Below are 20,676 nucleotides of genomic sequence, written 5' to 3'. Positions count from 1 at the left end.
CTATAAATATGATACTGGAATTATTGACTTTTGCAAAATAATTATTTATTATAGGAGTCCGTAAATATGTCACCAAAACTTGAAAGGTTTAGTGAACGCTTGGGAGATTTAACCCAAAAAGCCATAAATAGAAAAACAGATGCTTTAAAAACAGAAGCTCATCGTGCAATTGACGAAAACAATTATGGTGTTTTGAACTCTGTGACAGGTTCTCTCGCTTCACTTGATTTCACTGCTCGAGCTAGACTTGAACAAATTCTATCTGATTACACAAATTTTATTCAAGAATATGGAATCAACGAAGAAGATTTCAACTTAGAAGAATTCATGGAAGGACTAGCTGGCCACATTACTTCAAAGGAAACTATTCAGAAAAACACTAAAGTTAGGCCTTTTATCCTGTCTACGCTTATTATGAAAAACAATGATGGAACTTTTAAATACAGGAAAGAAGATATTGTTGTTTTAGCTAGTGACAAATTTAATATGCCTGAAGAAAAAGCAACTAGATCGTTATTACACGCTAGGTTACACGTTAAAGATACAATTGAAAAAGCTGTTATCGCTAAACCTGAAATACGAACTGTTAGAGATTTTCGAGACTATTTCGAGAGACCATCTAAAAGTGGTCAGTCGACACTAAAAGATTTTTATGAAAACGCAGCAACAATATATGGAGAATATTTAGTAACTGATTTTATAGATCAAGTTTTATATAGAAGAGAACCAGATAAAACAGATGAATTAACTGCACAAATTGAGCCAATTCATGAAATTAGACTAAGTACTGCCTTACTTGAGAACGAGCATATAGAGAAAATAGAAAGCTTATTCAATAAAGGTTTTGGTCATATATTAATTGATAATGGTTGGAGTGAAAGCGTCAACTGGGAAACTTGTGTTAGAAGGAGCCAGGAAGCTGCAACCAAAAAAAGACCTGTAAACATATCAGATTCTCAAAAAAAACATGATTTAACTGCTGCAAGAGAATTTATAGAAAATTATGTCGAAGAGTTAACAATAAATCGAAATAAATATTCAAGAGTCATGGATTTGAGAGGGCATCATGGTTTCAAGGTATTATATTGTCTTTCTGGAGAGTTCGTAAACCGTCCAGATTTGGCTGCACAATTACTACACATTCTATTTCCAACTCATACATACGAGCTTAAAAATAACGGTGAAATAAAAAGAATAAGTTAGTAGGTAACTTTGATCCTTCCACTATCAACAAAAGCAGTTGAACCGTTTAAAGATTTTACTTGAATTACATAAGTATTATTCCCGCTCCAGAATTGTAAACTTCCGGAAATCACATCAGTTGAAGTGCTGGTATTACTGATATTTATTTCTGATCCATTTACTGCAATATTGTGAGTTGTGTCATATATCCTTGCGAAGGTTTCGCCGCTGCCATTATCAACTCTTAAATTTGCATCCCAAATTACATACGGGAGTTTATCGCCTTGCGGCGTACCATAGTCGTTAATATTAAAATTAAATTGAGAGCTGTTTATTGTTGTCCAATCTGTATTCTGAGTTGAACCACCAGTTAATGGTATATAGGTAATTTGAGTAATAGGCTTTGCTGTAGCAATGGCTTTTGGAGAAGCTGTTGGAAAAACTGTAGACGTTGCAATTGGAGAGTTTGTAGGAGATGAAGTTTGCTGTACTGGATTATAAACAACTGGAGTTTGAGTCTGGACTGGAGTATTTAAATTATTTTTAAGCTGGAGAATTTCGACTTGCGTAAAAATAAAATTACCAATGAAAAAGAAAGTAAGAATAAAAATTACAACCCAAATTGCCTTATCATGATGATTTATCATCATTAACAGTATATCCTTTTTGAATTATTTCGTCTCTGATTTTATCTGCTTCTTCATAATTTCCAGATTTTCTTAATTCCTCTCTTTTTTGCATTAAATCTTTGATCTCCTGAGGAATTTCTTTTTGTGTAACTTCTTTATTTAATTCAAGACCTAAAACTTCGTCAAAATCCATAATTAGATCATATTTATCCTCGGAGGGAATATTTGATTTTAAAACTTCCCAAACTACTGCAAGAGCTTGCGGCATATTTAAATCATCAGAAATTGCATCTGTAAATTCTTTTCTGTATGCATCAACTTTTGATAATTTTTCTTCAGAAAGAGAATTTCTTTCTTCTTGTGAACGTAAATTTTGAACCTGAAGTTTCAGTTTATTCAATGCAGCCTGTGCCGCAGACAAAGCTTCCCAGGTGAAATTTAATTGCTTTCTGTAGTGCCCTGTAAAATAAAAATATCGCAAATCCAAATCATCAAAACCTTTTTCTTCAACATCATGCAATGTATAAGCATTGCCTAAACTTTTTCCCATTCTTCCTCCATCAACAGTTAAAAATGCTCCATGAACCCAATATTTTACAAAGGGAATTTTACCAGTTGCTCCTTCTGACTGGGCAATTTCATTTGGATGATGAGTGGACCGAAGGTCTTCGCCGCCTGCGTGAATATCAAACTGCTCTCCTAAATATTTCATGCTCATGGCAGAACACTCAATATGCCAGCCAGGAAAACCAGTTCCCCATGGGCTTTCCCATTCCATTTGTCTCTTTTCGTCTTTCGGAGAAAATTTCCATAATGCAAAATCTCGAGGATTTTTTTTCTGTGGATTTGGCTCGACTCTTGCACCCTCTTTAATTTGATCCAAATTAGACATCTCACCATATTTTTCTCCAGTTTGTTTTTCGAAGGCTACAGTATCAAAATAAATTCCATCACTAATTTTGTAAGTTAATTTTTTCTTTTCTAATACTTCAATTAATTTTATTTGATCGTCAATGTGATCTGTTGCTTTTGCGATAATATCTGGTTTTTCGATATTTAATTTAGACAAACTATTTACGAAATCGTCTCCATAAAACTTCGCAATATCCCAGGCTGTTTTATTTTCTTTTTTTGAAGCTTTTTCAAGGCGATCTTCGCCAGTGTCAGCGTCTCCAGAATTGTCCCCTGTCAAATGACCAACATCTGTGAGATTCATTACATATTTAGTTTCATATCCCAAAAATTTTAATGTTCTTAAAAGCAAATCAGAGGTTACATAAGTACGATAATTTCCAATTGTGGGATAAGAATAAACTGTCGGGCCGCAAGTATACATTCCAACATGGGGAGGATTTATGGGTTTGAATTCTTCAACTTTTCTTGAGAGAGAGTTATAAAGTTGCATTTATTTATTTTATATCAGAATCTAATTTAGAAATATATGATATAAGTTTTTCTCTTTGAACCATTTGCGGTTTTGATAAATTAGAATTTGGAAACGATCTTAGCATTCTTCTTCCAAGAAACAATGTTAACGGTTTAAGGTCAGCTTCTAATTTGTCGTTTAAATAAGTATAAAAATGTATTGTGTTAAGCGTTTTAATATATTCATCTCTATCTACAGGTCCAATGATAATTATTGGAAGACCGGTTCTGATAGATAGTAAAGCGTTTGTTTCTCTAGCGTCTCGACCGTTTCCTTCTCTGAAGGGATGAATGCGTGCCATCCAGTAATGGGTAAATGACATTGTTTCTAAAATTTTTCCAATTTCAATTCCAGCGACTTTTTTACAATCTATCGCTTTTATTTTTTCATCAGATGCTACTCCTAATTTTTTCATTAAATAAGGAACATCTTCTGGTTGTGGCGGTGAGACTGGGGATATTGGCATAAAAACGTTTTTTGTTCGATATTCCCCTGCTACAGCATCCAGTCTACCTTTTAATTCTTCTTTTGATACCAATCTTAAGTTTAAATTTTTGACTATTGTTTCAAAAGCGGGTAAATTAAATTTTTTTGCAACTGAAATAGAATATTGCCTTGCAAGATGAGCTCTGCATAAAGCTGAAACACTGTCTTTTTTGTTTTCATTCTCAGGTAATCGGTTTCCTTCACTTTCAATTCGTACAATCATAAGCCGTATCCTCCTTTAATAACTTTCAAAAAAATTAACTTTTCGAAAATTTGTTTTTTAAATTCGATTAATTTCATTTCGGTTATAATTTCATCTATTTTTTCTTCGGAAAACACATAATCACCATCAATAGCAACTGAACCGATTAATTGAATAAGTTCAGTTGCCTTGGGCGGGATGTCGTTAAACTCCATCTCTACCGAAGACATCTTTATGCAATTTTACTGCAAATTGGCTCAACAATAAAGTTTTTAGCTTGAGGGGGGCATGCGGGTTTCTACATTCTGCTGATTTCGCTTTTTTACCATTCCGGTAATCATTCCTCTTGCCTTTTTGCTTATTATTTGAGGAATTCCAGATTCTTTTTTAGAACTTTCTTCCTGTAATTTTCTGTTTTCCATCACTTCTATTTGTGCTTTTAAAACTTCACGCTGTTCATGGCCTAATTCATTAATATAATTTTCCAGATAAACAGTTTCTCCACCTGCAATCTTTCTCTGCAGTTCTTTAAATAAATTTTCTCTTTTGATTTCATTTAATTCTTGTTTGTATTCATTAAGAAAACTTAAGTTTTTTGGTCTTTGTCCTTCGACTTCTTTTGGTCGCTCAGGATCTCCGGGTTTCTTTTCATCCTGAGGGCTTGGCATAATTTGCTCCCCTGCTGTTTTTAAGACTTCGTTTGATTCGCGGGCAACAAGTTTCGCTGCATTAATTGCGATTTGTTTACTGCTTTGTGGCAAGCTTGTCATAAATAAAAAATAAAATAAAAGTTCCTATTAAGGATAAAGCGCCGACCACAATAAATAAATTGGCAAAACCAAGGCTCTCTGCCAGAACTCCACCAATTAACGCAGCGGCCGCACTTCCCAATTGCCAAAGAGTCGCTGACAAGCTCCAGGCAAACGATTCTTTGTCGCCCACCATGTTTCTGGTAAAAATTCCCGTCCATGCAGGATATGCTGCACCGCTTCCAATTCCATAAAGAAGCGAAATTATATAAATATGAAGCGGAGTTTTGGCAATTACATATAAAAATAAACTTAAACTCATTAATAAACTGCCAAAAAATAAAAACCAAAAATCTATTTTCTCGCCCTTAGTTTTATCAATTAAAATTCCAAGCGGAATTTGGATTAAAGATTTTGTTGCTAAATAAATTGAATCAGACAAACCAACAACGACAAGAGTTCCCCCGATAATATTTTTGGTTAGAAAAATTGCAAAGAAAGGCGCAATTAAGCCATATGAAGAAATTAAAATAAAGTCTGAGAAAACCAAAATATAAATTATTTTATTTAACGATAAAAGATCTTTGAAATCTGGAAGTTTGGGCAAAAATAATTTTACTGCCTTCATAATTCTCGACGGCCGGCAAGTGCTTGAGTTAAGGTCAAATCATCCGCAAAACCCAAATCTGCTCCTGTAGGAATTCCCATACCTAGTCGCGTCACTAAAATTTTATCATTTATATCTTTCAACTTACCACCAATATACATTGCTGTTGCATCACCTTCCATTGTTGGATTAGTCGCGATAATAACTTCTTTGACGGTATGACCATTGGTCGCTTTGGTGCGTTTAAGTAATGCATCAATATATAATTCGTCGGGGCCAATATTTTCCAGGGGATTAATGGCGCCGTGTAATACATGATAAAGGCCGTCGTATTTTCCGCCACGCTCAAAAACTAAAATATCAAAAGGCTCTTCAACGACTAAAATTTTTGATTGGTCACGCTTATCATCAGCACAAATTGGGCAAGGATTTGTTTCTGAAACATTTTTGCAAATATCACAAACTTTTGTTAATTTTTTTAAATTAGTTAGAGAATCTGCAAAGAATTGTATTTCGCTTTGAGGAACACGAAGCATATAAAAAGTTAATCGCTCGGCAGTTTTCGGGCCAACTCCTGGCAGCTTTTCAAAAGACTCAATTAGATCTGATAGTGGTTTTGCGATTTTGGGCACAAATTATTTTAACAGAATGTTGTTGACAATGTAAAAATAAGTTATATATTTGCATTACATTGTGTCAAAAGAGATTCTCTCACAAGAATTTTTAAAACATGCCTCAATTGCCCTTCTTGTTTCGACTTTAACTTTTGGATTTATTAACGAAACTCATGCTGATCTTTCGCCAGAAAATTGTAGTTCTCTTCTTTCTCCAAACCTTCCTCAAAAAGGAGAAGCTGAAGTTGTTATTCCTTCGTTAGATGTACGAGATGGCAATTTGAACATTGTTGGCCAGTTACAAGAAGGAGATAAAATAAACATAATTTACGGCCCTATTTGCATGACAACAAAAGATGAAGGTTCTTTGAATTTTTATGAAACAAATTACGGACAGTATGTTCCTGATGCTGATAATTCTCATTATTTTTTACAAGATGCAAACCCTCAATCAGAAATTCCGACAGCTATTGCAAATAATATTCAAGATCAACAACCTGAAGGGATTGATTGTCCTGCAGAAAGAGACGGAAATTTGTTTGTAATGACAGAAAACGAACCAGTTATTCCACACATAACAAATAGTAAGCTTGAAGAAGTGTTAAATGTGATTGCCGAATCTCGTGCTAATTTAGGAAAATCCCATTATGATGAGACAGTTTTGGGTTTTTATACAAATCTTGATGACCTGACAAAAGCTGCAGGTTTTAATATTGGGAAATCTTGGGATTACATTCATTCTTTTAGAACTGTTGTTTATTCGTGGTCTGATAAAAAATGCAGTTTTGATGAAATAACTAATAAAGGTGTAAATTTTGTTATGATAAAAATCCCTTATTCACCAAATTCCAATTCAGGCAATCTTTCGGCCATATATTTTGAATTATTAGAGAGAGAATTTGCAAATACCATTCCTACAGTTAATGATGGACCGATTGCAAACAACGAAGAAGAAATTGGCAGAAACGCTTATTTACGAAGTTGTGGAAAAATATCTTCTGATAGCGCTTCAGCAAGTGAATGCAGACAAATTTCCAATATTATTTATAGTAGCAATTAAAATCCCTTGAGAAGATTTGAGAGCCCGCCTTCTTCCATCATTTTTTTTGCACTGTCTTTTTGAACGTTATCAAGAGCTTCATTAATTGCCTTGACTAATTCAGGTTGTGCTTCGCCATCCATTTCAATATATTCAACTTTTTGATCTCCTGTTACTTTAATAGTCCATTTGCCTTTTTTTAAGGTATGACTAATCGCTTTAAGTTTTTTTTGCATCTCAAGAGCTTGAGATCGCATTTTTCTTAATTCATTTAATTGTCCTATTTGATCAAACGGTCCCATATTTTATTTATTGTGTATCAAACAATCTGCTTGCTGCGTGATTTGCAATATATGTTTGATTTTTAACTGCAAAAATCACCAGTACCAGAGAAATAATTAAACAGAATAAGATAATAATATAGAGCAGTTTTTTATTCATCTAAAATTTCTTTATCCAAAGATCTCTTTGGCTGCATCAATTATATCTTTGTCTACTTTTGGCGTCAAATCCGGTTTTGATAGATTTGTTTCTTCAATTTTTCTTGCTATTTTTGGTTTTTCAAGTAACTCTAAATTTATTTTTATGGAATCTATACCAAAAGTCTCAACACAAACTTTTTCAAGAACTATTTTGTTTTTATTTTCTTCAAGTTTATCCTTATGAAACTGATAATAAACTCCAAGATTCAAAACATTTCCGTCATATCCAAGAGGCTTTGCAGCGCGAAGAAGAGCTTCAATACCAAAATTTTTATTGCGAGAGTTTTCGATTAACTTTGCCCAGGTTGTTTCATCCAAAGACTTTAAGGCAACTTTTTTTCCTTCGACTCCCCGTTCGACTTCGCTCAGGGTTCGCTCAGGATTTTCAATTTTTGGTTCAGTTTTTATTTCAATTAATGGTTTTTTAATTTTTTTTTCTTCAGCAGGTTCTGATTTTTGTTCACCACAAAATTTTATAATTGCGATTTCAAAGGGAAGATGATTTATTGGAGAATTCTGGATTAAACTTTCTGAAATTAAATTATTTAAATTAATTAATTCTTCAAGAGAAAAATTGGCAAGATTATCTTCTCCTAAATTATTTTTTCCTAAAATACTTTGATGAATATTTTCTAAAATTTCTGTTGTTAAATTTTTAATTTGTCCGCCGTTTTTAATAAAATTTTCTATAAACTCTAAAATATTTTTGGTATTTCTTGTTTCTAATATTTGGAAAAATTCTAAAGAGCTATTTGCTGAAGTTTGAAATAAATTATCGACATCAGCTTCTTTAATATCTTTAGTTTTAAAACTTAAGGTTTCTAAAATTTTTACAGCGTCTCTGAAACTTCCGTCTGCAAACTTACTTATTTTTTCAATTGCTTTATCTTCAATTTTTATATTTTCTCCTTTTGCTACACGATTTAATTGGCGAGAGATATCTTTTACTGAAGCTTTTGTAAAATTAATTTGAGTCAATCTTGAGATAACGGTTTGAGGAAGTTTTTCAGGATTTGTTGTTGCTAAAATAAAAATAACATGGGCAGGAGGTTCTTCTAATGTTTTTAAAAATGCATTTGCTGCTTCTAAAGTAAGCATGTGAGCTTCATCAATAATATAAATTTTTTTCTTTGAAGAAACTGGAGCAAGATAAACTCCTTCTTTTAGGGCGCGGATGTCGTCAATTCCGCGATTGCTTGCAGCATCTAATTCAATAATATCCATACTATTTCCATTTGTAATTGATAAACAAGAAGTACAAGAGTTACACGGCTCGCCGTCTTTAGTGAGATTAGTGCAATTTATTATTTTTGCTAAAATGCGAGCGGCTGAAGTTTTTCCAGTTCCTTTTGGGCCTGAAAATAAAAATGCATGAGGAATGTTTCCTGAAGATAAAATATTTTTTAAATTAGTCCGGACTGATTCTAAATCAAGTTCATCAAGAGTTTGAGGACGATATTTAAGATATAAAGTCATTTGAGATTCAAGTTAACACTTAAAAGTTTTTTGGTAAAGAGATCTAAAGACGTCAATTTACTTTTTCAAAAATTGTATCCAGAAAATCGCGAAACACATCCAAGTCTTCTCCTTCCAGTTTAAATGACGCGCTAGAAAAATGCCTTGCGACTATAAATATTGATCTTTTATTTGGGCCATATATAGGTAAATTCAGATAAATCATTCCCATTTCTTGAAGTTCTTCTAGAATTTCTTTTGGGGCAAACCACTCGTATTCTCCTTCGCCAAGGTCCAGCAAGACTGCGCAAGGAGTGTTCTGCTGCAAATATTCAGCTGCCTTTATATCAAGAAGGTATTTGGTTGGATGGTCATCCAATTTCATCAATGCAGCACGAATATTTTCGGTCATCAATGATGGATTCCTACTAAGTGCAGGCATCCGTGTTCAACTAATTCCCCAACTAAATCATCTATCAATTTATTTTTTTCGTTTGCTTCTTCTAAAACAAACGGGTAACTTATTACTATTTGCCCTAAATGAATTTTTCCATCTGGAGGAAATTCAAAATTACCATCCTGCAAACTTTCCGGAAAAGTAAAAATTGGATGCTCGTAAACTTCGTCTTTGTAATATTTTTCGTTTAATTCGTCCATTTTTTCTTTGCCAACAATTGAAATTTCAAGTTCTGAATCAGATATGATTCCATTTGCTTCCAAAGTTTTAGTGGCAATTTCTTTGATTTTTTTGGTCGAAACAGGATAATTGCCTTTTGTTACAGTGATTTCAATCATTTATATTGAGAGTTTTTGCTTGACTATAATTGAGACGCGGGCGCCGTCTGCATTTCCTTTTGATTTTTCGCGAACCAAACTCATAACTTTTCCCATATCTTTAATATCTTTTGCACCGGACTCTGCAATTGCTTCATCGACAAATTGTTGCAATTCCTGATCTGTTAATTCTGCTGGCAAAAATTCTTTTAAGATTTTTAATTCATTTACTTCAGTGTCAGCTTTGTCTTGTAATCCTGCCTTTAGATAGCTTTCTATTGCATCTCTTCTTTTCTTAGCTTCTTTTTTAACAACATCAAGTTCTTCTTCGTTCGTCATATTTGGATGGTCAATTTGGAAATTGTGAATTTCTGCAGACAAAAGTTTTAAGGTTGAAACACGCACTTCATCGTGCGCTTTCATTGCCTCAACTATTTGATTATTTAAATTATCTATAATCATTTTAGTTCGCTTCTTTTTTGATATTCTCTTTGTAAATCTTCTAATCTTTGCTCATCTTTAATATTTTCAGATATAATTTGGGCTTCTGTATCTTGCGGCGAACCAAAATTGATTGGTAATTGTGAAATTACAGCGCCAGCGCCAGCTGCTACTAAAGAGCCACCAATAATAAATAAAAAATCTCTTCTAGAAATGTTTCTTCTAATTTCCATATTTATATTTTGCTTTCCGCTTTATTATTATGATCTAATTCACGACCTGCAAGCAAATGCCAATGAATATGAGGAACTGATTGGTATTTTCCTCCATTAAAAATTAATTTATAACCTCCTGATAAATTTTTATCAGTTATCATTTTTTGTGCAGCTTTACACATTTGCATAAAAACATCTTTATGTTTTTCTTCAAGATCCATAAAACTTGTAATATGAATTTTGGGAATAATTAAGAGATGAGTACTTGTAGCTGGCTCGATGCTAGCAAAAACGGCTACAGAATCGTTTTCAAATTTAATATTAGACTTTGCTTCATGATTTGCAATTTTACAAAAAATACAATCAGACATGAAGATATTATAACATTACATCTTGCATATATAAATTAATTTTTAATGAGATAATATATACATATGTCTGATGCTGTTGTTGAACAAGAAAATAGTAACTTAACAAACAAGGATATTGTTGAATGGTTAAAACCCAGACAATCGAAGTTTTCTCAAGCTTTACAAGAATTTGCAAGAAAAAGTGAATATTTTGGATTCCAAAAAGTTGAAGCGGCATCGAATTATCCGCGTATTTTTCAAGGAAGAACAAGAGTTCCAGATTTTTTTAAAAGGCCAACTAAACCTAATCAAGGAGAATTTACAGGATCTGGACTTTGTGGTATTGCGAGTGGTGTTTTAGAAAGAGCTTTAATTGACAAATATGGACAGAATATTGATGTCATTCCCTTTTTAGTAAGAACAGATGATTTGGATATCGATACCGGGAAAAGCATTGAAGAAGGTTTTGAACCGCATGCTCATACTGTTTTAGTGTTTAAAACTCAAAAGGAAAATGATTGGTATCTTATTGATTCAACTTATAGACAATTTCAAATGAAAGTAAAGCCTGATAGGTTTGTAATAACTCCATTCGAAAACATTAACAAGCTTTATTCGTATGAAGATATTATTAAAAGGAGTGGTTGGAAGCAAAATCTTAATTCGAGTCCGTATGCTCCTCAACCAATCCAGCGTAATTATTTATATCAGTATTTCTCCAGAGAAATAGCTGGCAAGACCAGTGGTTTTGATAAGGTAAGTAGACAAGATTACGACAAATTATTGGAAAGTTTAAATTAGTCTTTTAATTACTTCTTGTAAAGATAAGAGTTCGGTTTTGTCAGAACTTCTTTCTTTATATTCTATTTTTTCACCAGTTTTTTCTGAAACAACAAGTCTCACTGGAATTCCAATTAAATCGCTGTCTGCAAATTTTGCTCCAGCTCCCGTTTCCCTATCGTCCCATAAAACTTCAATATTATTTTCCTGCAACTCGTCATAAATTTTTTTAATATTTTTTGCTCCTGGAAGCTCGATTAAATGCACATGAAACGGCGCGACACTAGCTGGCCAGATTATTCCTTTATCGTCATGGAATTTTTCAACAATAACTCCCATAACTCGAGTTATTCCAATCCCGTATGATCCCAAAATTACCGGTTTTTTATTTCCTAATGCGTCCGTGAAATATAAATCCAAGCTTTCTGATTTTGCTCCTCCAAAACTAAAGATATTTCCAACTTCTGCAGTTTTTACTTCTTTTAAATCTTCTTTTTTGACTTCTAATTGTTTTAATACTTCATCGTTATAAACTTCCTTATTTATTGCCAACTTCTTTTTGCGATCAAGATAGACAATATCCTCTCCTGCGTCGCAAATTGTTTGAAATTCGTGGCTAAACTGCGTAAATGCACCTCCTGAGGCAAAGGTGAAAAAAGTATCTTCGCCAATTCCCAGTCTTTCAAAAACTTTGTGATATGCGGCTGTTGCTGCATCATAAAATTTTTGATGTTCTTCATTACTACTTGAATAAGAATACATATCATCCATTATAAATTCACGGCCGCGCATAATTCCGGACTTTGCTCGAAGTTCGTTTCTTAATTTGGTTTGAAACTGATGAACATAAACCGGCAAATCTCTGTAACTATTTATGAAATTTCTCATCATGTCTGAAATTGGCTCTTCGTGAGACCAACCAAAACCAACTTCAACATCATTTTTTAATTTTGATTTAAACCAAACGTCAACTTTTTCATCATCCCATCTGTCTGTTTTTTCCCATAATTCTTTTCGTTGAAGAGTGGTCATAATAATTTCAACCCCTCCTATTGCCGCCATTTCCTCTCTAACTATTTGTTTTATTTTCTCAATGACTTTCAGGCCAAGAGGTAAATAAGCATAAGCGCCTGCCATTTCTTTGTGGATGAATCCTGCCTTAATTAAAAGCTGAGCGTTAATTGAAGTTTCATCGCTTGGGAAATTTTTACTGGTTTTTGTAAAAAGCTTGCTTTGTTGCATGAGCTATTTTAACACACAATTACTTTTGGTTCAGAACTTGGTTGGCGTAATTATCAAGAGAACCGGCTTTAAAAACAGATGGTAATTCGTGCGTTGTAATCAAAATTGAAAGTGCAATTAAAACAATAAAACCAAAAGTATAAACTCTCTCTTCCATTTTTGCAGTTAATTTCTTTTTAGTAATTGCCTCTGCGATAACAAGAGCGACACGGCTTCCATCAAGAGGCGGAAAAGGAATAAGATTTACAATTCCTAAATTGATTGAAACAACTGCTACAAAGCTAATCAATGTCCAAATATCTTCTTCTGCAAGGCGCTTTGCAACTGCAATAATTCCAACCGGACCGGTAACATCTTTTGGAGCTTGGCCCTGACTGACGCTTTTTGCCGCACTTCCCAAACCAAAGACAACAGCTTTTGTAACAGTTGCCGTTTCTTTAATTGCCTCCCAAAAACTTACAAAGGGCCTTTGCCAAACTGGTGCAAAATAATTTTCGTGGAAATCATCAAATGAAATTCCAAGTGAACCTTCGTCTGCTGGATAATTTATTCTTGGAGTTGCTTTGATATCAATTAATTTATTATTTCGATTCACTTCAATATCAATTTCTTTTCCCTTATTGTTATTAATTTCATTTTTGAGATCATCTGTTGAATTAATATTTACATTATTAATTTTTTCAACTAAATCTCCCGATTTAATTCCAGAGATCGAAGCTGGAGAATTTGATGCAACATCCAAAATAATAAAATCTAATTTTGTCGAATTACTGGGGACTCCATTTACAAAAAAGATTACTGTAAAACAAATAATTGCCAGAATGAAATTCATAACAATTCCTGCAACAGTAATTAAAATTCGAGTCAATTTGCTTTTATTTGTAAAAGCTTTTGCAGGATAAACCACTTGATCGCTTGCGGTTTCTCCGTGAAGACGGACAAATCCGCCAATTGGAAGCCAGTTAATTGAATAAATTGTATCGCCTATTTTTTTACCAAAAATCCGAGGAGGTAAGCCTAATCCAAATTCTTCAACCCAGACTCCGCTTCGTTTTGCGACCAAAAAATGCCCAAGTTCATGGAACATAATAAGAAGCGAGAAGGCAACAATAACTTTTATTGTAAGAATTAAAATAGCAAGCATGAATTATATTGTAACAGATGGATACTGACTATTCTTTAGTATTCTTTTGTTTACTCAGTAGTTGCGCTAAAGTAGTTATTTCTTCGTCTGTAGCAAGATTATTTGCATATTCATTGTTGTTTTTTGATTTTTCAGCATTTTTCCTCTTTTCACTATTTTTTCTCTTTTGAATTTCTCTACTAAATAAAATTTTTACGGAAGAAATTCCGGCGGTTAATGCAAGAAGAAATGTTGCCGAGATTAAAAGATTTTCTTTATTCGTTTCGTTATCAACTTGTTGTTTTAATATATCATTATCTGCAACTAAGACGGGGGCTTGGGTATTTGTAGTTATATTTATAGTTTTACTATTAGTATTTATTATACTAGAATTCATATCTGCTTCAGCTTTGAGAATATTCTTTTTAAGAGTTTCGTAATCAGAGTTGTTAGTTGACTCTTGAAGAGTATCTTGGAATGCCAAATCGCTATCAACGTTTTTTTTGGCTACTTGGTACTCCTGAATTGATTGATAAATATCGTCCAATTCTTTATTAACAAAAACATTCATCCCTTCTCCATTCATGCTAGCGAAATTTCGCATCCACGTATCTCCGTTTAAATACTGATATAACTCAGAGAAATGTCCCCGAGGACCCACCAATGTTTGAGAGAAACTAAGATAATCAGTAAGCAGCGGATCGGTTATTGTTGACTGATGTGTATACGGATAATTCAGTCCGTCAAATCGGTCTTGATCAACACTATCTTTAGAGATAAGTTCGTTAATTAAATAAGGATTCTCGTCAATGAATTTGAAAATAGGATGACTTCCAAACTCATTTCTTAAGCTATCCAGTGTTTTTGTAACCAAAGTAACATTATCAGGTTCTGATATTACTATTTCAGGTTTGACTGGTTGTGTGATTGTTGTAGTTTTAATATTTAATGCCTGCTGTAAGTCACTTTTTGTTACATCACTATTGTATGCATTTATACCTGTCCAAACCCCAGCTAAGGTAGCTGTAGCAAATATTATTCTTGACAGTCTGTTTTCTGAAGACATGGAGAAATTATAATACTATAAGACTAAAGTTGCAACAGTTCTGACTTCTTGCGCTCGCCCATTTCTTCAATTTTTCCTACAAATTCATCGGTTGCATTCTGAAGATTTTTTTCGAAAGCAAATTTTTCATCTTCTGTAATTTTTTTCTCATCAAATTCTCCCTTTATGCTATGCATTACATCAGCTCTTATTTGTCTTATTGCAACTCTACTTTCTTCAAGCTTTGCGTTTAATAAGCGTACAAACTTTTCGCGATCTTCTGTTGTTAATGGCGGAACCATAATTCTAATTATTTCTCCATCGATATTTGGATTCATACCAACGTTTGCTGCTTCAATTCCCTTTTTAATTTCACCAATAATTGATTTATCCCAAGGATCAATAACCAAGCTTTGTGGATCTGGAGAGCTCACTGATGCAACTTCTAAAATCCTTAATCTTTGGGTTCCTCCATAAACCATAATTTCCAGATTTTGAACCATTGCAGGAGTTGCGCGGCCTGAACGGATTGTGCCGATTGTAGTTTGCAAGGATGCAATTATCCCTTGCATTTTTTGGCGAACTAAATTTTCATCCATTTATTTGGAGTTTATTTTCCCACTTCTATTCTAGCAAATTTTCCAATTCTTATATTTTCTCCGGTTTTTGCAATTACTTCTTTTACCAAATCGCTGATTGTTTTTGAAGTATCCTTAATAAATTCTTGTGATTCTAATTCTTTGACATCTTTTGGATCCATTGCTGAAATTTGAAGTGCAATATTTTTTCCTAGTTCAACTGTTAATTCATTTTTGGCAACGAAATCTGTTTCACAAAGAATTGAAACTAAAACTCCAACTTTTCCATTGTGATGAATATAGCTTGCAACAATTCCCTGACCAGTTTCGCGGTCAGCTCTTTTGGCAACTTTTTCAAAACCTTCTTTTTTGAGAATTTCCAAGGCTTTTTTTTCGTCACCTGCAACAATTTCCAAAACTGCTTTAACACGCATAACTCCAGCGCCTGTTTCTTCACGAAGTTTTTTAATTAAATCAACTGAAATTGCCATATTAACTTAATGCATTCTTAACCAAATCAAGAACATATTCAACTGCTCCTGCAGCATCGTCATTCATTGGGATTGGATAATCAATTAAATCTGGGTTTGCATTACTGTCAACTAATCCAATAACTGGGATTTTGACTTTTTTGCTTTCAAGAACTGCTCCGTTTTCTTTGTGAGTATCAATAATAAAAACTAAATCTGGAAGTTTATTTAAATTTGCAATTCCTGAGAAGTTTTTTTCAAGATCTTCAATTTCTCGAGCTAATAATAATTTTTCTTTTTTGGTATATGTTGCGTAAGCTCCATTTTTCATATCGGTCTTCATTTGATCAAGCTTTTTAATTGATTTTTTGATTTGATCAAAATTTGTAAAAGTTCCGCCTAAAAATCTTTGAATAATATATGGAGAATTTGTAGCAACTGCTACTTCTTTTGTTTTTTCCTGAGCTTGTTTTTTGGTTCCAACAAATAAAACTACTTTGCCATTTTTCTTAGCTTCTTTTAATACTGCAAGAGCTTCGTCCAATTTTGCCTTTGTTTTTGGGAGATCAAAAACACTGACTCCATCTTCTGTGCCATAAATAAAATCTCTCATTTTTGGATTCCATCTTTTTGCTTGATGGCCATAATGAGCACCAACTTCAAGAAGTTTTTCTAATGAAACTTCGCTTTTAACAGTTTTTGGTTTTGTTTCTTTAACTGCTACTTTTTTGGTTGTTTTCTTTTCTGCCATTTTATTTTGTTTCCCTTAGTCCGCCATCTACCAGAAGTGATCAGGGAAAACCTGATAGATGTGTGTAACTGGTATTATATTAGATTTGGTTGTGAGAAGCAAATTCATTTAAGGCTGATATTTGTTTTTCTTTTAAATTAATTTTATTAAATAGATATCCACCTGAAAAGATTAAATCCGTCCACCGATTGCTGTCAAAAATCTAACTAAATTTGCGACTCCATCTGCCGGAATATAATTTAGTGCACGCACGTCTACTGCAATTCCAAGGCCAAATTGAAACACACACATAATAGCTGCAATATTTCTTTCGTAAGTTTTTTCACTTATACTATATTCAATACTCGAAAAGACTTCCGCTTTGCCAGAGTCAATAAGAAAGATTTTATCTTCTCCTTGTACATTTTGTCTAAGAACCTGTATTTGATTTTCTAATGACATATTATTTTTATAACCAGTTATCGGTATCTTCCATTCCACGTTGAGCATCGTCTGCTTTCTTTAATGCTCTTGCCCTAAGTAATTTTGGTTCGTCACTATCTATAAGAATCGCATTTGCTCTAACTAGAGCTTCAAACGTATTTATTTTTTCTAAAGTTTCTTCAGGATCGTTAATTTGTGCATCAAACCTAGCTGGAACTAAATATTCTACTAATAATTGTTCTTGGATACTAAGCGGTTGTGTTTCTCTGCTTTTTCCCATAGAAGTATTATACCAAAAACACTATAGGTTTTCAAGATTACACTTTTTTTCTTTTAAATTTAAAATGGTTTGATCTAATTTTCTGCTCGTAAATACGCATAAAATTGCAAAACCACTGAATAATAAATATGCTGGTACTTCTGCCGTATCAACATAGTTTTTTGTAGTTATTTCATAAAATATATTTAAAATTTCAAATCCCGCTATTGAAGCTGCAGGTATTTTGAAAAGTCTGCTTTGAATTTTATGTTTTTTTATTTCGGAATTAAGACGACCAATTGCTTCAAGATTATCTGCAGACATGAATTTATTTTACTGCTTCTACCAAGTTTTCCAGAAGACTTACTATTGTCACAGGGCCAACGCCGCCTGGGACTGGAGTCACAAAACTTGCTCTTTCGGTTACTTTTCCATCAAAATCTCCTTTTGGGCTGCCAACATCAATTGCAATACTTCCCTCTTTTATCATTTCACCTTTTATTAATTCCGGAACACCGGTAGCTGAAACGACTAAATCTGCATTTGTTAATTTGGCATATAAATCTCTGGTGTCTTTGTCACAAATGCATACTTTGTAATTTCTTTCTTCAAGCATAGTAACAACTCCTTTTCCGACTATTCCTTTTGCGCCAACAACCGTTGCCCGCTTTCCAAAATAAGCTAAATCTTTAGTTGCAAAATCTAAAATTGATTCAATTCCTTTCACAGTTGCTTGTTTATACTGAGATTTATTTCTTAGTCCATCAACATCTTTATTTTTATCAATACTATTTACAATAGTTCTTGTTTTGACTTTTAATTTTCCAGGAAGCGGCAATTGGACCATAATTCCATTAATTTTTTTGTCTTTATTTAATTTGCCTATTTCTTTGATTATTTCTGTATGCGTTACTTTGTCTGGGAATTTTTTAATAATAAATTTTGCGCCAACGCGAATTGCAGCTTTTTGTTTTAATTTAGTATAAAGAAGACTTGCTTTATCATTTCCGACAAGTATAGATACTAATTTAGGTTTGTTTTTAAGTGAGGCAATTTCTTTTTTTAAAACCTTTTCTTTGTCTGCGGCGAACTTTTTTCCGTCAAAAACAATTGACATGTACTCAATTATACTCTATTTTTAGGTATTAATGAAGCGAGTTACAAAAGCCGTTATCCCTGCAGCCGGATTTGGAACAAGATTTTTGCCACAAACAAAGGCAATGCCAAAAGAAATGCTTCCGATCGTCGATAAACCTGTTATTCAAATAGTTGTTGAAGAATTAGTGGATGCCGGAATCAAAGATATTATCATTGTTACTGGATATCACAAGAGAGCAATTGAAGATCATTTTGATTTGCCAAATACTGACTTGATTGAAAATCTTCGCATGGGAGGCGAGAAAAAGAAACATCTAATGGAAGAAGTGCAGCGAATTTCTGAAATGGCAAATTTTATTTATGTAAGACAAAAAGGGCCTTATGGAAATGGAACTCCCCTTCTTAATGTCCGTCACTTGATTGGCGATGAGCCTTTTATTTATACATGGAGCGATGATTTTATTGTTTCGTCTCCAAGCAGCGTTAAACAAATGATAAGTGTTTATGAAAAATACGGCAGCTCTGTTCTTGCTGGAATAAAAGCTACAAAAGATGAAGATTACGATCGTTACGGATTTTCGGCAGGAAAAGTATTAGATGACGGCGTAATTGATGTTGACACTTTAATTGAGAAACCAGGAAAAGAAAAAGCGCCAAGCGATAATACGAATTTAAGTTTTCTTTTTACACCTGAAATTTTTAAATATATGGACAAAGCGATGGAAAACTTGGAAGAAGGTAAAGAACTTTATTGGAATGATCCTGTAAAACTAATGCTTGCAGATCGCATAAAAGTTTATTCTACAGAAATTAAAAATGCTAAATATTATGATATGGGAAATAAACTGGAATATGTAAAAGCAATTGTAGACTTTGGATTAAAACATCCTGAAACTGGGGAAAGTTTTAAGAAATATTTAGAGGAAATTTCTCACAAAGGTTTTTAACTTCTTTATTTATATTTTTTATGAATTGATCTTTGTCTATTTTTTCCTGAAATTCTTTTAATACAACTTTTCTTTGAGCGACATCTTCTGGAAGTTCTATTTTTTCCAAATGATTTATAACATCCATTATCCAGTCTGCAATTTGGTCTATTTCATATTTGCCCATTCCTCTTGCTGTAATTGCAGGAGTACCAATCCTTATTCCTGATGGATAAAAAATTGCGCGAGGAGAAATTCCGTCTGGTGAAATGGCGTTTCTATTAACAATTATTCCGGCTTTTTCTAAAGCATATGCAACAAACCAGGAATTAATTTCTAAAGGACGAAGATCAATTAAAATTAAATGTTTATCTGTGCCGTTTGTGATTAAAGTTAATCCTAAATCCATTAATTTCTGTGCAAGCTCTTTTGCATTATCTACAACTTGTCTTGCATATTTTTTAAATTCTTCTGAATTATCTTTTTGAAGAGCAATGCCAATTCCTGCAATTATTTCATTATGAGGACCTCCTTGAAGGCCTGGAAAAACTGATGAGTCAATTGCATTTGCCAAATCGATCCGGGAAAAAATTAAAGCGCCACGAGGACCTCTTAAAGTTTTGTGAGTTGTCATCATGACAACATCGGCATAAGGAAACGGATCTGCATTAACTCCAGCTGCAATTAAACCTGCTTCGTGAGATACGTCTGCTAAATAATAAGATCCAGCTTTTTTGGTAATCTCCCCAATTCTTTTATGATCAATTTCTCTTGGATATGCAGTCCCCCCGCTTACAATAATTTTTGGTTTGAATTCTAAGGTTTTTTTTTCTAGGGCATCATAATCAATAAGACCATTTATTTGTTGATCATTATAAGCAGAGCTTGCCATGGTTACATGGTAAAAGTCCACATCATAAATTTTGGAAATTAAAGTAACTTTGCGGTCACCAATATGCCAGCCGTGAGATAAATGGCCGCCGTCTGGAAGATACAAAGACAAAATTTTATCGCCGGGGTTAAGAAGCGCATTGTAGATTGCTAAATTTGCTGGAGCTCCTGATAAAGCTTGAACATTAACTGCCCACTTGTCAGGAGTTAAATGAAAAAGCTCTAGTGCATTTATTTTTGTTAATAATTCTATTTCATCAATAAATTCATTTCCCTGATAATATCTTTTTCCGGGCTGACCCTCAGAATACTTTTGCATTAAAACAGAGCCAACTGCTTTTAAAACCTCTGGATAAGTTATATTTTCGGAAGGAATCATGGAAAGAGTTTCCCTTTGGCGAATTTCTTCTTTTTTTATAAGAGATTGAATTGTGTCCAT

At 33.4% G+C, this 20,676-nt stretch carries 30 protein-coding genes; 4 read left to right on the top strand and 26 right to left on the bottom strand.

Annotation, left to right across the window (positions count from 1 at the left end):
- The first annotated feature begins 66 nt into the window (after positions 1-66).
- On the top strand, positions 67-1,203 hold the full coding sequence (locus tag VG895_01275) for a hypothetical protein (protein HWA51668.1): 1,137 nt from the start codon (positions 67-69) through the stop codon (positions 1,201-1,203).
- Here VG895_01275 and VG895_01270 read toward each other — a convergent pair.
- From VG895_01270 to recR, 7 genes are read right to left on the bottom strand one after another with little or no spacing between them, the layout of a single operon-like run.
- Positions 1,200-1,829, bottom strand: a complete 630-nt coding sequence (locus VG895_01270) for a hypothetical protein (GenBank protein HWA51667.1) — start codon at positions 1,827-1,829, stop codon at positions 1,200-1,202. The genes VG895_01275 and VG895_01270 overlap by 4 nt on opposite strands.
- A complete protein-coding gene (gene cysS / locus VG895_01265; GenBank protein HWA51666.1) occupies positions 1,813-3,216 on the bottom strand; it encodes a cysteine--tRNA ligase in 1,404 nt (467 codons plus the stop codon). Before cysS ends, VG895_01270 begins: the two co-directional genes overlap by 17 nt.
- A 4-nt stretch (positions 3,217-3,220) precedes the next feature.
- Positions 3,221-3,946, bottom strand: coding sequence for a Fic family protein (locus VG895_01260; protein ID HWA51665.1), 726 nt, complete (start codon positions 3,944-3,946; stop codon positions 3,221-3,223).
- Complete coding sequence (locus VG895_01255) at positions 3,943-4,155, bottom strand: hypothetical protein (GenBank protein HWA51664.1); 213 nt, start codon at positions 4,153-4,155, stop codon at positions 3,943-3,945. The genes VG895_01260 and VG895_01255 overlap by 4 nt, the downstream gene beginning before the upstream one ends.
- A 42-nt stretch (positions 4,156-4,197) precedes the next feature.
- On the bottom strand, positions 4,198-4,695 hold the full coding sequence (locus tag VG895_01250; GenBank protein ID HWA51663.1) for a hypothetical protein: 498 nt from the start codon (positions 4,693-4,695) through the stop codon (positions 4,198-4,200).
- Positions 4,670-5,302: an MFS transporter gene (locus VG895_01245; protein HWA51662.1), complete on the bottom strand. Its 633-nt coding sequence runs from the start codon at positions 5,300-5,302 to the stop codon at positions 4,670-4,672. The genes VG895_01250 and VG895_01245 overlap by 26 nt, the downstream gene beginning before the upstream one ends.
- The gene (gene recR / locus VG895_01240; GenBank protein ID HWA51661.1) at positions 5,299-5,913 is read right to left on the bottom strand and encodes a recombination mediator RecR; all 615 of its coding nucleotides are present in this window, start codon (positions 5,911-5,913) and stop codon (positions 5,299-5,301) included. Before recR ends, VG895_01245 begins: the two co-directional genes overlap by 4 nt.
- 61 nt (positions 5,914-5,974) lie before the next feature.
- On the opposite strand from recR, the gene VG895_01235 reads away from it, so the two are divergent.
- Entirely contained in the window at positions 5,975-6,955 is a 981-nt protein-coding gene (locus VG895_01235; GenBank protein HWA51660.1) for a hypothetical protein, read from the top strand.
- On the opposite strand, the gene VG895_01230 is transcribed toward VG895_01235, so the two are convergent.
- Genes VG895_01230 through VG895_01195 form a run of 8 tightly spaced genes read right to left on the bottom strand, consistent with a single transcriptional unit; the run spans position 6,952 to position 10,672 of the window.
- Positions 6,952-7,236: a YbaB/EbfC family nucleoid-associated protein gene (locus VG895_01230; GenBank protein ID HWA51659.1), complete on the bottom strand. Its 285-nt coding sequence runs from the start codon at positions 7,234-7,236 to the stop codon at positions 6,952-6,954. The genes VG895_01235 and VG895_01230 overlap by 4 nt on opposite strands.
- 7 nt (positions 7,237-7,243) lie before the next feature.
- On the bottom strand, positions 7,244-7,375 hold the full coding sequence (locus VG895_01225; GenBank protein HWA51658.1) for a hypothetical protein: 132 nt from the start codon (positions 7,373-7,375) through the stop codon (positions 7,244-7,246).
- Between the two features lie 11 nt (positions 7,376-7,386).
- Positions 7,387-8,892, bottom strand: coding sequence for a DNA polymerase III subunit gamma/tau (gene dnaX / locus VG895_01220; GenBank protein ID HWA51657.1), 1,506 nt, complete (start codon positions 8,890-8,892; stop codon positions 7,387-7,389).
- A gap of 52 nt (positions 8,893-8,944) precedes the next feature.
- Entirely contained in the window at positions 8,945-9,283 is a 339-nt protein-coding gene (locus tag VG895_01215; protein ID HWA51656.1) for a hypothetical protein, read from the bottom strand.
- Positions 9,283-9,666, bottom strand: coding sequence for an rRNA maturation RNase YbeY (gene ybeY / locus VG895_01210; protein HWA51655.1), 384 nt, complete (start codon positions 9,664-9,666; stop codon positions 9,283-9,285). Before ybeY ends, VG895_01215 begins: the two co-directional genes overlap by 1 nt.
- Positions 9,667-10,107, bottom strand: a complete 441-nt coding sequence (locus tag VG895_01205; GenBank protein HWA51654.1) for a GatB/YqeY domain-containing protein — start codon at positions 10,105-10,107, stop codon at positions 9,667-9,669.
- Positions 10,104-10,319: a hypothetical protein gene (locus VG895_01200; protein HWA51653.1), complete on the bottom strand. Its 216-nt coding sequence runs from the start codon at positions 10,317-10,319 to the stop codon at positions 10,104-10,106. Before VG895_01200 ends, VG895_01205 begins: the two co-directional genes overlap by 4 nt.
- 2 nt (positions 10,320-10,321) lie before the next feature.
- Entirely contained in the window at positions 10,322-10,672 is a 351-nt protein-coding gene (locus tag VG895_01195) for an HIT domain-containing protein (GenBank protein HWA51652.1), read from the bottom strand.
- Positions 10,673-10,735: 63 nt separating this feature from the next.
- On the opposite strand from VG895_01195, the gene VG895_01190 reads away from it, so the two are divergent.
- Positions 10,736-11,452 carry a hypothetical protein gene (locus VG895_01190; protein ID HWA51651.1) on the top strand — a complete coding sequence of 239 codons (717 nt, stop codon included), beginning with the start codon at positions 10,736-10,738 and terminating at the stop codon, positions 11,450-11,452.
- Here the strand turns inward: VG895_01190 and VG895_01185 are convergent.
- From VG895_01185 to VG895_01140, 10 genes are all read right to left on the bottom strand, one after another.
- Positions 11,444-12,673: an aminoacyl--tRNA ligase-related protein gene (locus VG895_01185; GenBank protein ID HWA51650.1), complete on the bottom strand. Its 1,230-nt coding sequence runs from the start codon at positions 12,671-12,673 to the stop codon at positions 11,444-11,446. The two genes, VG895_01190 and VG895_01185, sit on opposite strands and share 9 nt — an antisense overlap.
- Before the next feature lie 19 nt (positions 12,674-12,692).
- Positions 12,693-13,817 (bottom strand): M50 family metallopeptidase, encoded by a 1,125-nt coding sequence (locus tag VG895_01180; GenBank protein ID HWA51649.1) that lies wholly within the window; start codon positions 13,815-13,817, stop codon positions 12,693-12,695.
- 28 nt (positions 13,818-13,845) lie between these two features.
- Positions 13,846-14,862 (bottom strand): hypothetical protein, encoded by a 1,017-nt coding sequence (locus tag VG895_01175; protein ID HWA51648.1) that lies wholly within the window; start codon positions 14,860-14,862, stop codon positions 13,846-13,848.
- A gap of 23 nt (positions 14,863-14,885) precedes the next feature.
- Positions 14,886-15,440, bottom strand: a complete 555-nt coding sequence (gene frr / locus VG895_01170; GenBank protein ID HWA51647.1) for a ribosome recycling factor — start codon at positions 15,438-15,440, stop codon at positions 14,886-14,888.
- Between the two features lie 11 nt (positions 15,441-15,451).
- Entirely contained in the window at positions 15,452-15,910 is a 459-nt protein-coding gene (tsf, locus tag VG895_01165; GenBank protein ID HWA51646.1) for a translation elongation factor Ts, read from the bottom strand.
- A 1-nt stretch (position 15,911) separates the two neighbouring features.
- Positions 15,912-16,640 (bottom strand): 30S ribosomal protein S2, encoded by a 729-nt coding sequence (gene rpsB / locus VG895_01160; GenBank protein HWA51645.1) that lies wholly within the window; start codon positions 16,638-16,640, stop codon positions 15,912-15,914.
- 171 nt (positions 16,641-16,811) lie between these two features.
- On the bottom strand, positions 16,812-17,081 hold the full coding sequence (locus tag VG895_01155; protein HWA51644.1) for a hypothetical protein: 270 nt from the start codon (positions 17,079-17,081) through the stop codon (positions 16,812-16,814).
- Positions 17,082-17,088: 7 nt separating this feature from the next.
- Complete coding sequence (locus tag VG895_01150; protein ID HWA51643.1) at positions 17,089-17,343, bottom strand: hypothetical protein; 255 nt, start codon at positions 17,341-17,343, stop codon at positions 17,089-17,091.
- A 21-nt stretch (positions 17,344-17,364) separates the two neighbouring features.
- Positions 17,365-17,646 carry a hypothetical protein gene (locus VG895_01145; protein ID HWA51642.1) on the bottom strand — a complete coding sequence of 94 codons (282 nt, stop codon included), beginning with the start codon at positions 17,644-17,646 and terminating at the stop codon, positions 17,365-17,367.
- A gap of 4 nt (positions 17,647-17,650) precedes the next feature.
- Positions 17,651-18,439 carry a bifunctional 5,10-methylenetetrahydrofolate dehydrogenase/5,10-methenyltetrahydrofolate cyclohydrolase gene (locus VG895_01140; GenBank protein HWA51641.1) on the bottom strand — a complete coding sequence of 263 codons (789 nt, stop codon included), beginning with the start codon at positions 18,437-18,439 and terminating at the stop codon, positions 17,651-17,653.
- A gap of 31 nt (positions 18,440-18,470) precedes the next feature.
- On the opposite strand from VG895_01140, the gene VG895_01135 reads away from it, so the two are divergent.
- Positions 18,471-19,367 carry a UTP--glucose-1-phosphate uridylyltransferase gene (locus VG895_01135; protein HWA51640.1) on the top strand — a complete coding sequence of 299 codons (897 nt, stop codon included), beginning with the start codon at positions 18,471-18,473 and terminating at the stop codon, positions 19,365-19,367.
- Here VG895_01135 and glyA read toward each other — a convergent pair.
- Positions 19,327-20,676 carry a serine hydroxymethyltransferase gene (glyA, locus tag VG895_01130; protein ID HWA51639.1) on the bottom strand — a complete coding sequence of 450 codons (1,350 nt, stop codon included), beginning with the start codon at positions 20,674-20,676 and terminating at the stop codon, positions 19,327-19,329. The genes VG895_01135 and glyA overlap by 41 nt on opposite strands.

The organism is Patescibacteria group bacterium, from assembly GCA_035549555.1.
Taxonomy (GTDB): Bacteria; Patescibacteriota; Microgenomatia; order UBA8517; family UBA8517; genus Co84-156.
The sequence above is the reverse complement of the archived record's forward strand: the minus strand, read 5'-3'. Positions and strand labels throughout refer to the sequence as shown.

Coding starts and splice junctions, on each gene's coding strand:
- VG895_01190 (HWA51651.1), top strand. CDS start 10,736: ATGTCTGATGCTGTTGTTGAACAAGAAAATAGTAACTTAACAAACAAG.
- VG895_01250 (HWA51663.1), bottom strand. CDS start 4,695: ATGACAAGCTTGCCACAAAGCAGTAAACAAATCGCAATTAATGCAGCG.
- VG895_01205 (HWA51654.1), bottom strand. CDS start 10,107: ATGATTATAGATAATTTAAATAATCAAATAGTTGAGGCAATGAAAGCG.
- rpsB (HWA51645.1), bottom strand. CDS start 16,640: ATGGCAGAAAAGAAAACAACCAAAAAAGTAGCAGTTAAAGAAACAAAA.
- VG895_01185 (HWA51650.1), bottom strand. CDS start 12,673: ATGCAACAAAGCAAGCTTTTTACAAAAACCAGTAAAAATTTCCCAAGC.
- tsf (HWA51646.1), bottom strand. CDS start 15,910: ATGGCAATTTCAGTTGATTTAATTAAAAAACTTCGTGAAGAAACAGGC.
- VG895_01200 (HWA51653.1), bottom strand. CDS start 10,319: ATGGAAATTAGAAGAAACATTTCTAGAAGAGATTTTTTATTTATTATT.
- VG895_01195 (HWA51652.1), bottom strand. CDS start 10,672: ATGTCTGATTGTATTTTTTGTAAAATTGCAAATCATGAAGCAAAGTCT.
- VG895_01260 (HWA51665.1), bottom strand. CDS start 3,946: ATGATTGTACGAATTGAAAGTGAAGGAAACCGATTACCTGAGAATGAA.
- cysS (HWA51666.1), bottom strand. CDS start 3,216: ATGCAACTTTATAACTCTCTCTCAAGAAAAGTTGAAGAATTCAAACCC.
- frr (HWA51647.1), bottom strand. CDS start 15,440: ATGGATGAAAATTTAGTTCGCCAAAAAATGCAAGGGATAATTGCATCC.
- VG895_01215 (HWA51656.1), bottom strand. CDS start 9,283: ATGACCGAAAATATTCGTGCTGCATTGATGAAATTGGATGACCATCCA.
- VG895_01175 (HWA51648.1), bottom strand. CDS start 14,862: ATGTCTTCAGAAAACAGACTGTCAAGAATAATATTTGCTACAGCTACC.
- VG895_01155 (HWA51644.1), bottom strand. CDS start 17,081: ATGTCATTAGAAAATCAAATACAGGTTCTTAGACAAAATGTACAAGGA.
- VG895_01230 (HWA51659.1), bottom strand. CDS start 7,236: ATGGGACCGTTTGATCAAATAGGACAATTAAATGAATTAAGAAAAATG.
- VG895_01275 (HWA51668.1), top strand. CDS start 67: ATGTCACCAAAACTTGAAAGGTTTAGTGAACGCTTGGGAGATTTAACC.
- VG895_01140 (HWA51641.1), bottom strand. CDS start 18,439: ATGTCAATTGTTTTTGACGGAAAAAAGTTCGCCGCAGACAAAGAAAAG.
- ybeY (HWA51655.1), bottom strand. CDS start 9,666: ATGATTGAAATCACTGTAACAAAAGGCAATTATCCTGTTTCGACCAAA.
- glyA (HWA51639.1), bottom strand. CDS start 20,676: ATGGACACAATTCAATCTCTTATAAAAAAAGAAGAAATTCGCCAAAGG.
- VG895_01255 (HWA51664.1), bottom strand. CDS start 4,155: ATGTCTTCGGTAGAGATGGAGTTTAACGACATCCCGCCCAAGGCAACT.
- dnaX (HWA51657.1), bottom strand. CDS start 8,892: ATGACTTTATATCTTAAATATCGTCCTCAAACTCTTGATGAACTTGAT.
- VG895_01225 (HWA51658.1), bottom strand. CDS start 7,375: ATGAATAAAAAACTGCTCTATATTATTATCTTATTCTGTTTAATTATT.
- VG895_01245 (HWA51662.1), bottom strand. CDS start 5,302: ATGAAGGCAGTAAAATTATTTTTGCCCAAACTTCCAGATTTCAAAGAT.
- VG895_01135 (HWA51640.1), top strand. CDS start 18,471: ATGAAGCGAGTTACAAAAGCCGTTATCCCTGCAGCCGGATTTGGAACA.
- VG895_01180 (HWA51649.1), bottom strand. CDS start 13,817: ATGCTTGCTATTTTAATTCTTACAATAAAAGTTATTGTTGCCTTCTCG.
- VG895_01150 (HWA51643.1), bottom strand. CDS start 17,343: ATGGGAAAAAGCAGAGAAACACAACCGCTTAGTATCCAAGAACAATTA.
- VG895_01145 (HWA51642.1), bottom strand. CDS start 17,646: ATGTCTGCAGATAATCTTGAAGCAATTGGTCGTCTTAATTCCGAAATA.
- VG895_01270 (HWA51667.1), bottom strand. CDS start 1,829: ATGATAAATCATCATGATAAGGCAATTTGGGTTGTAATTTTTATTCTT.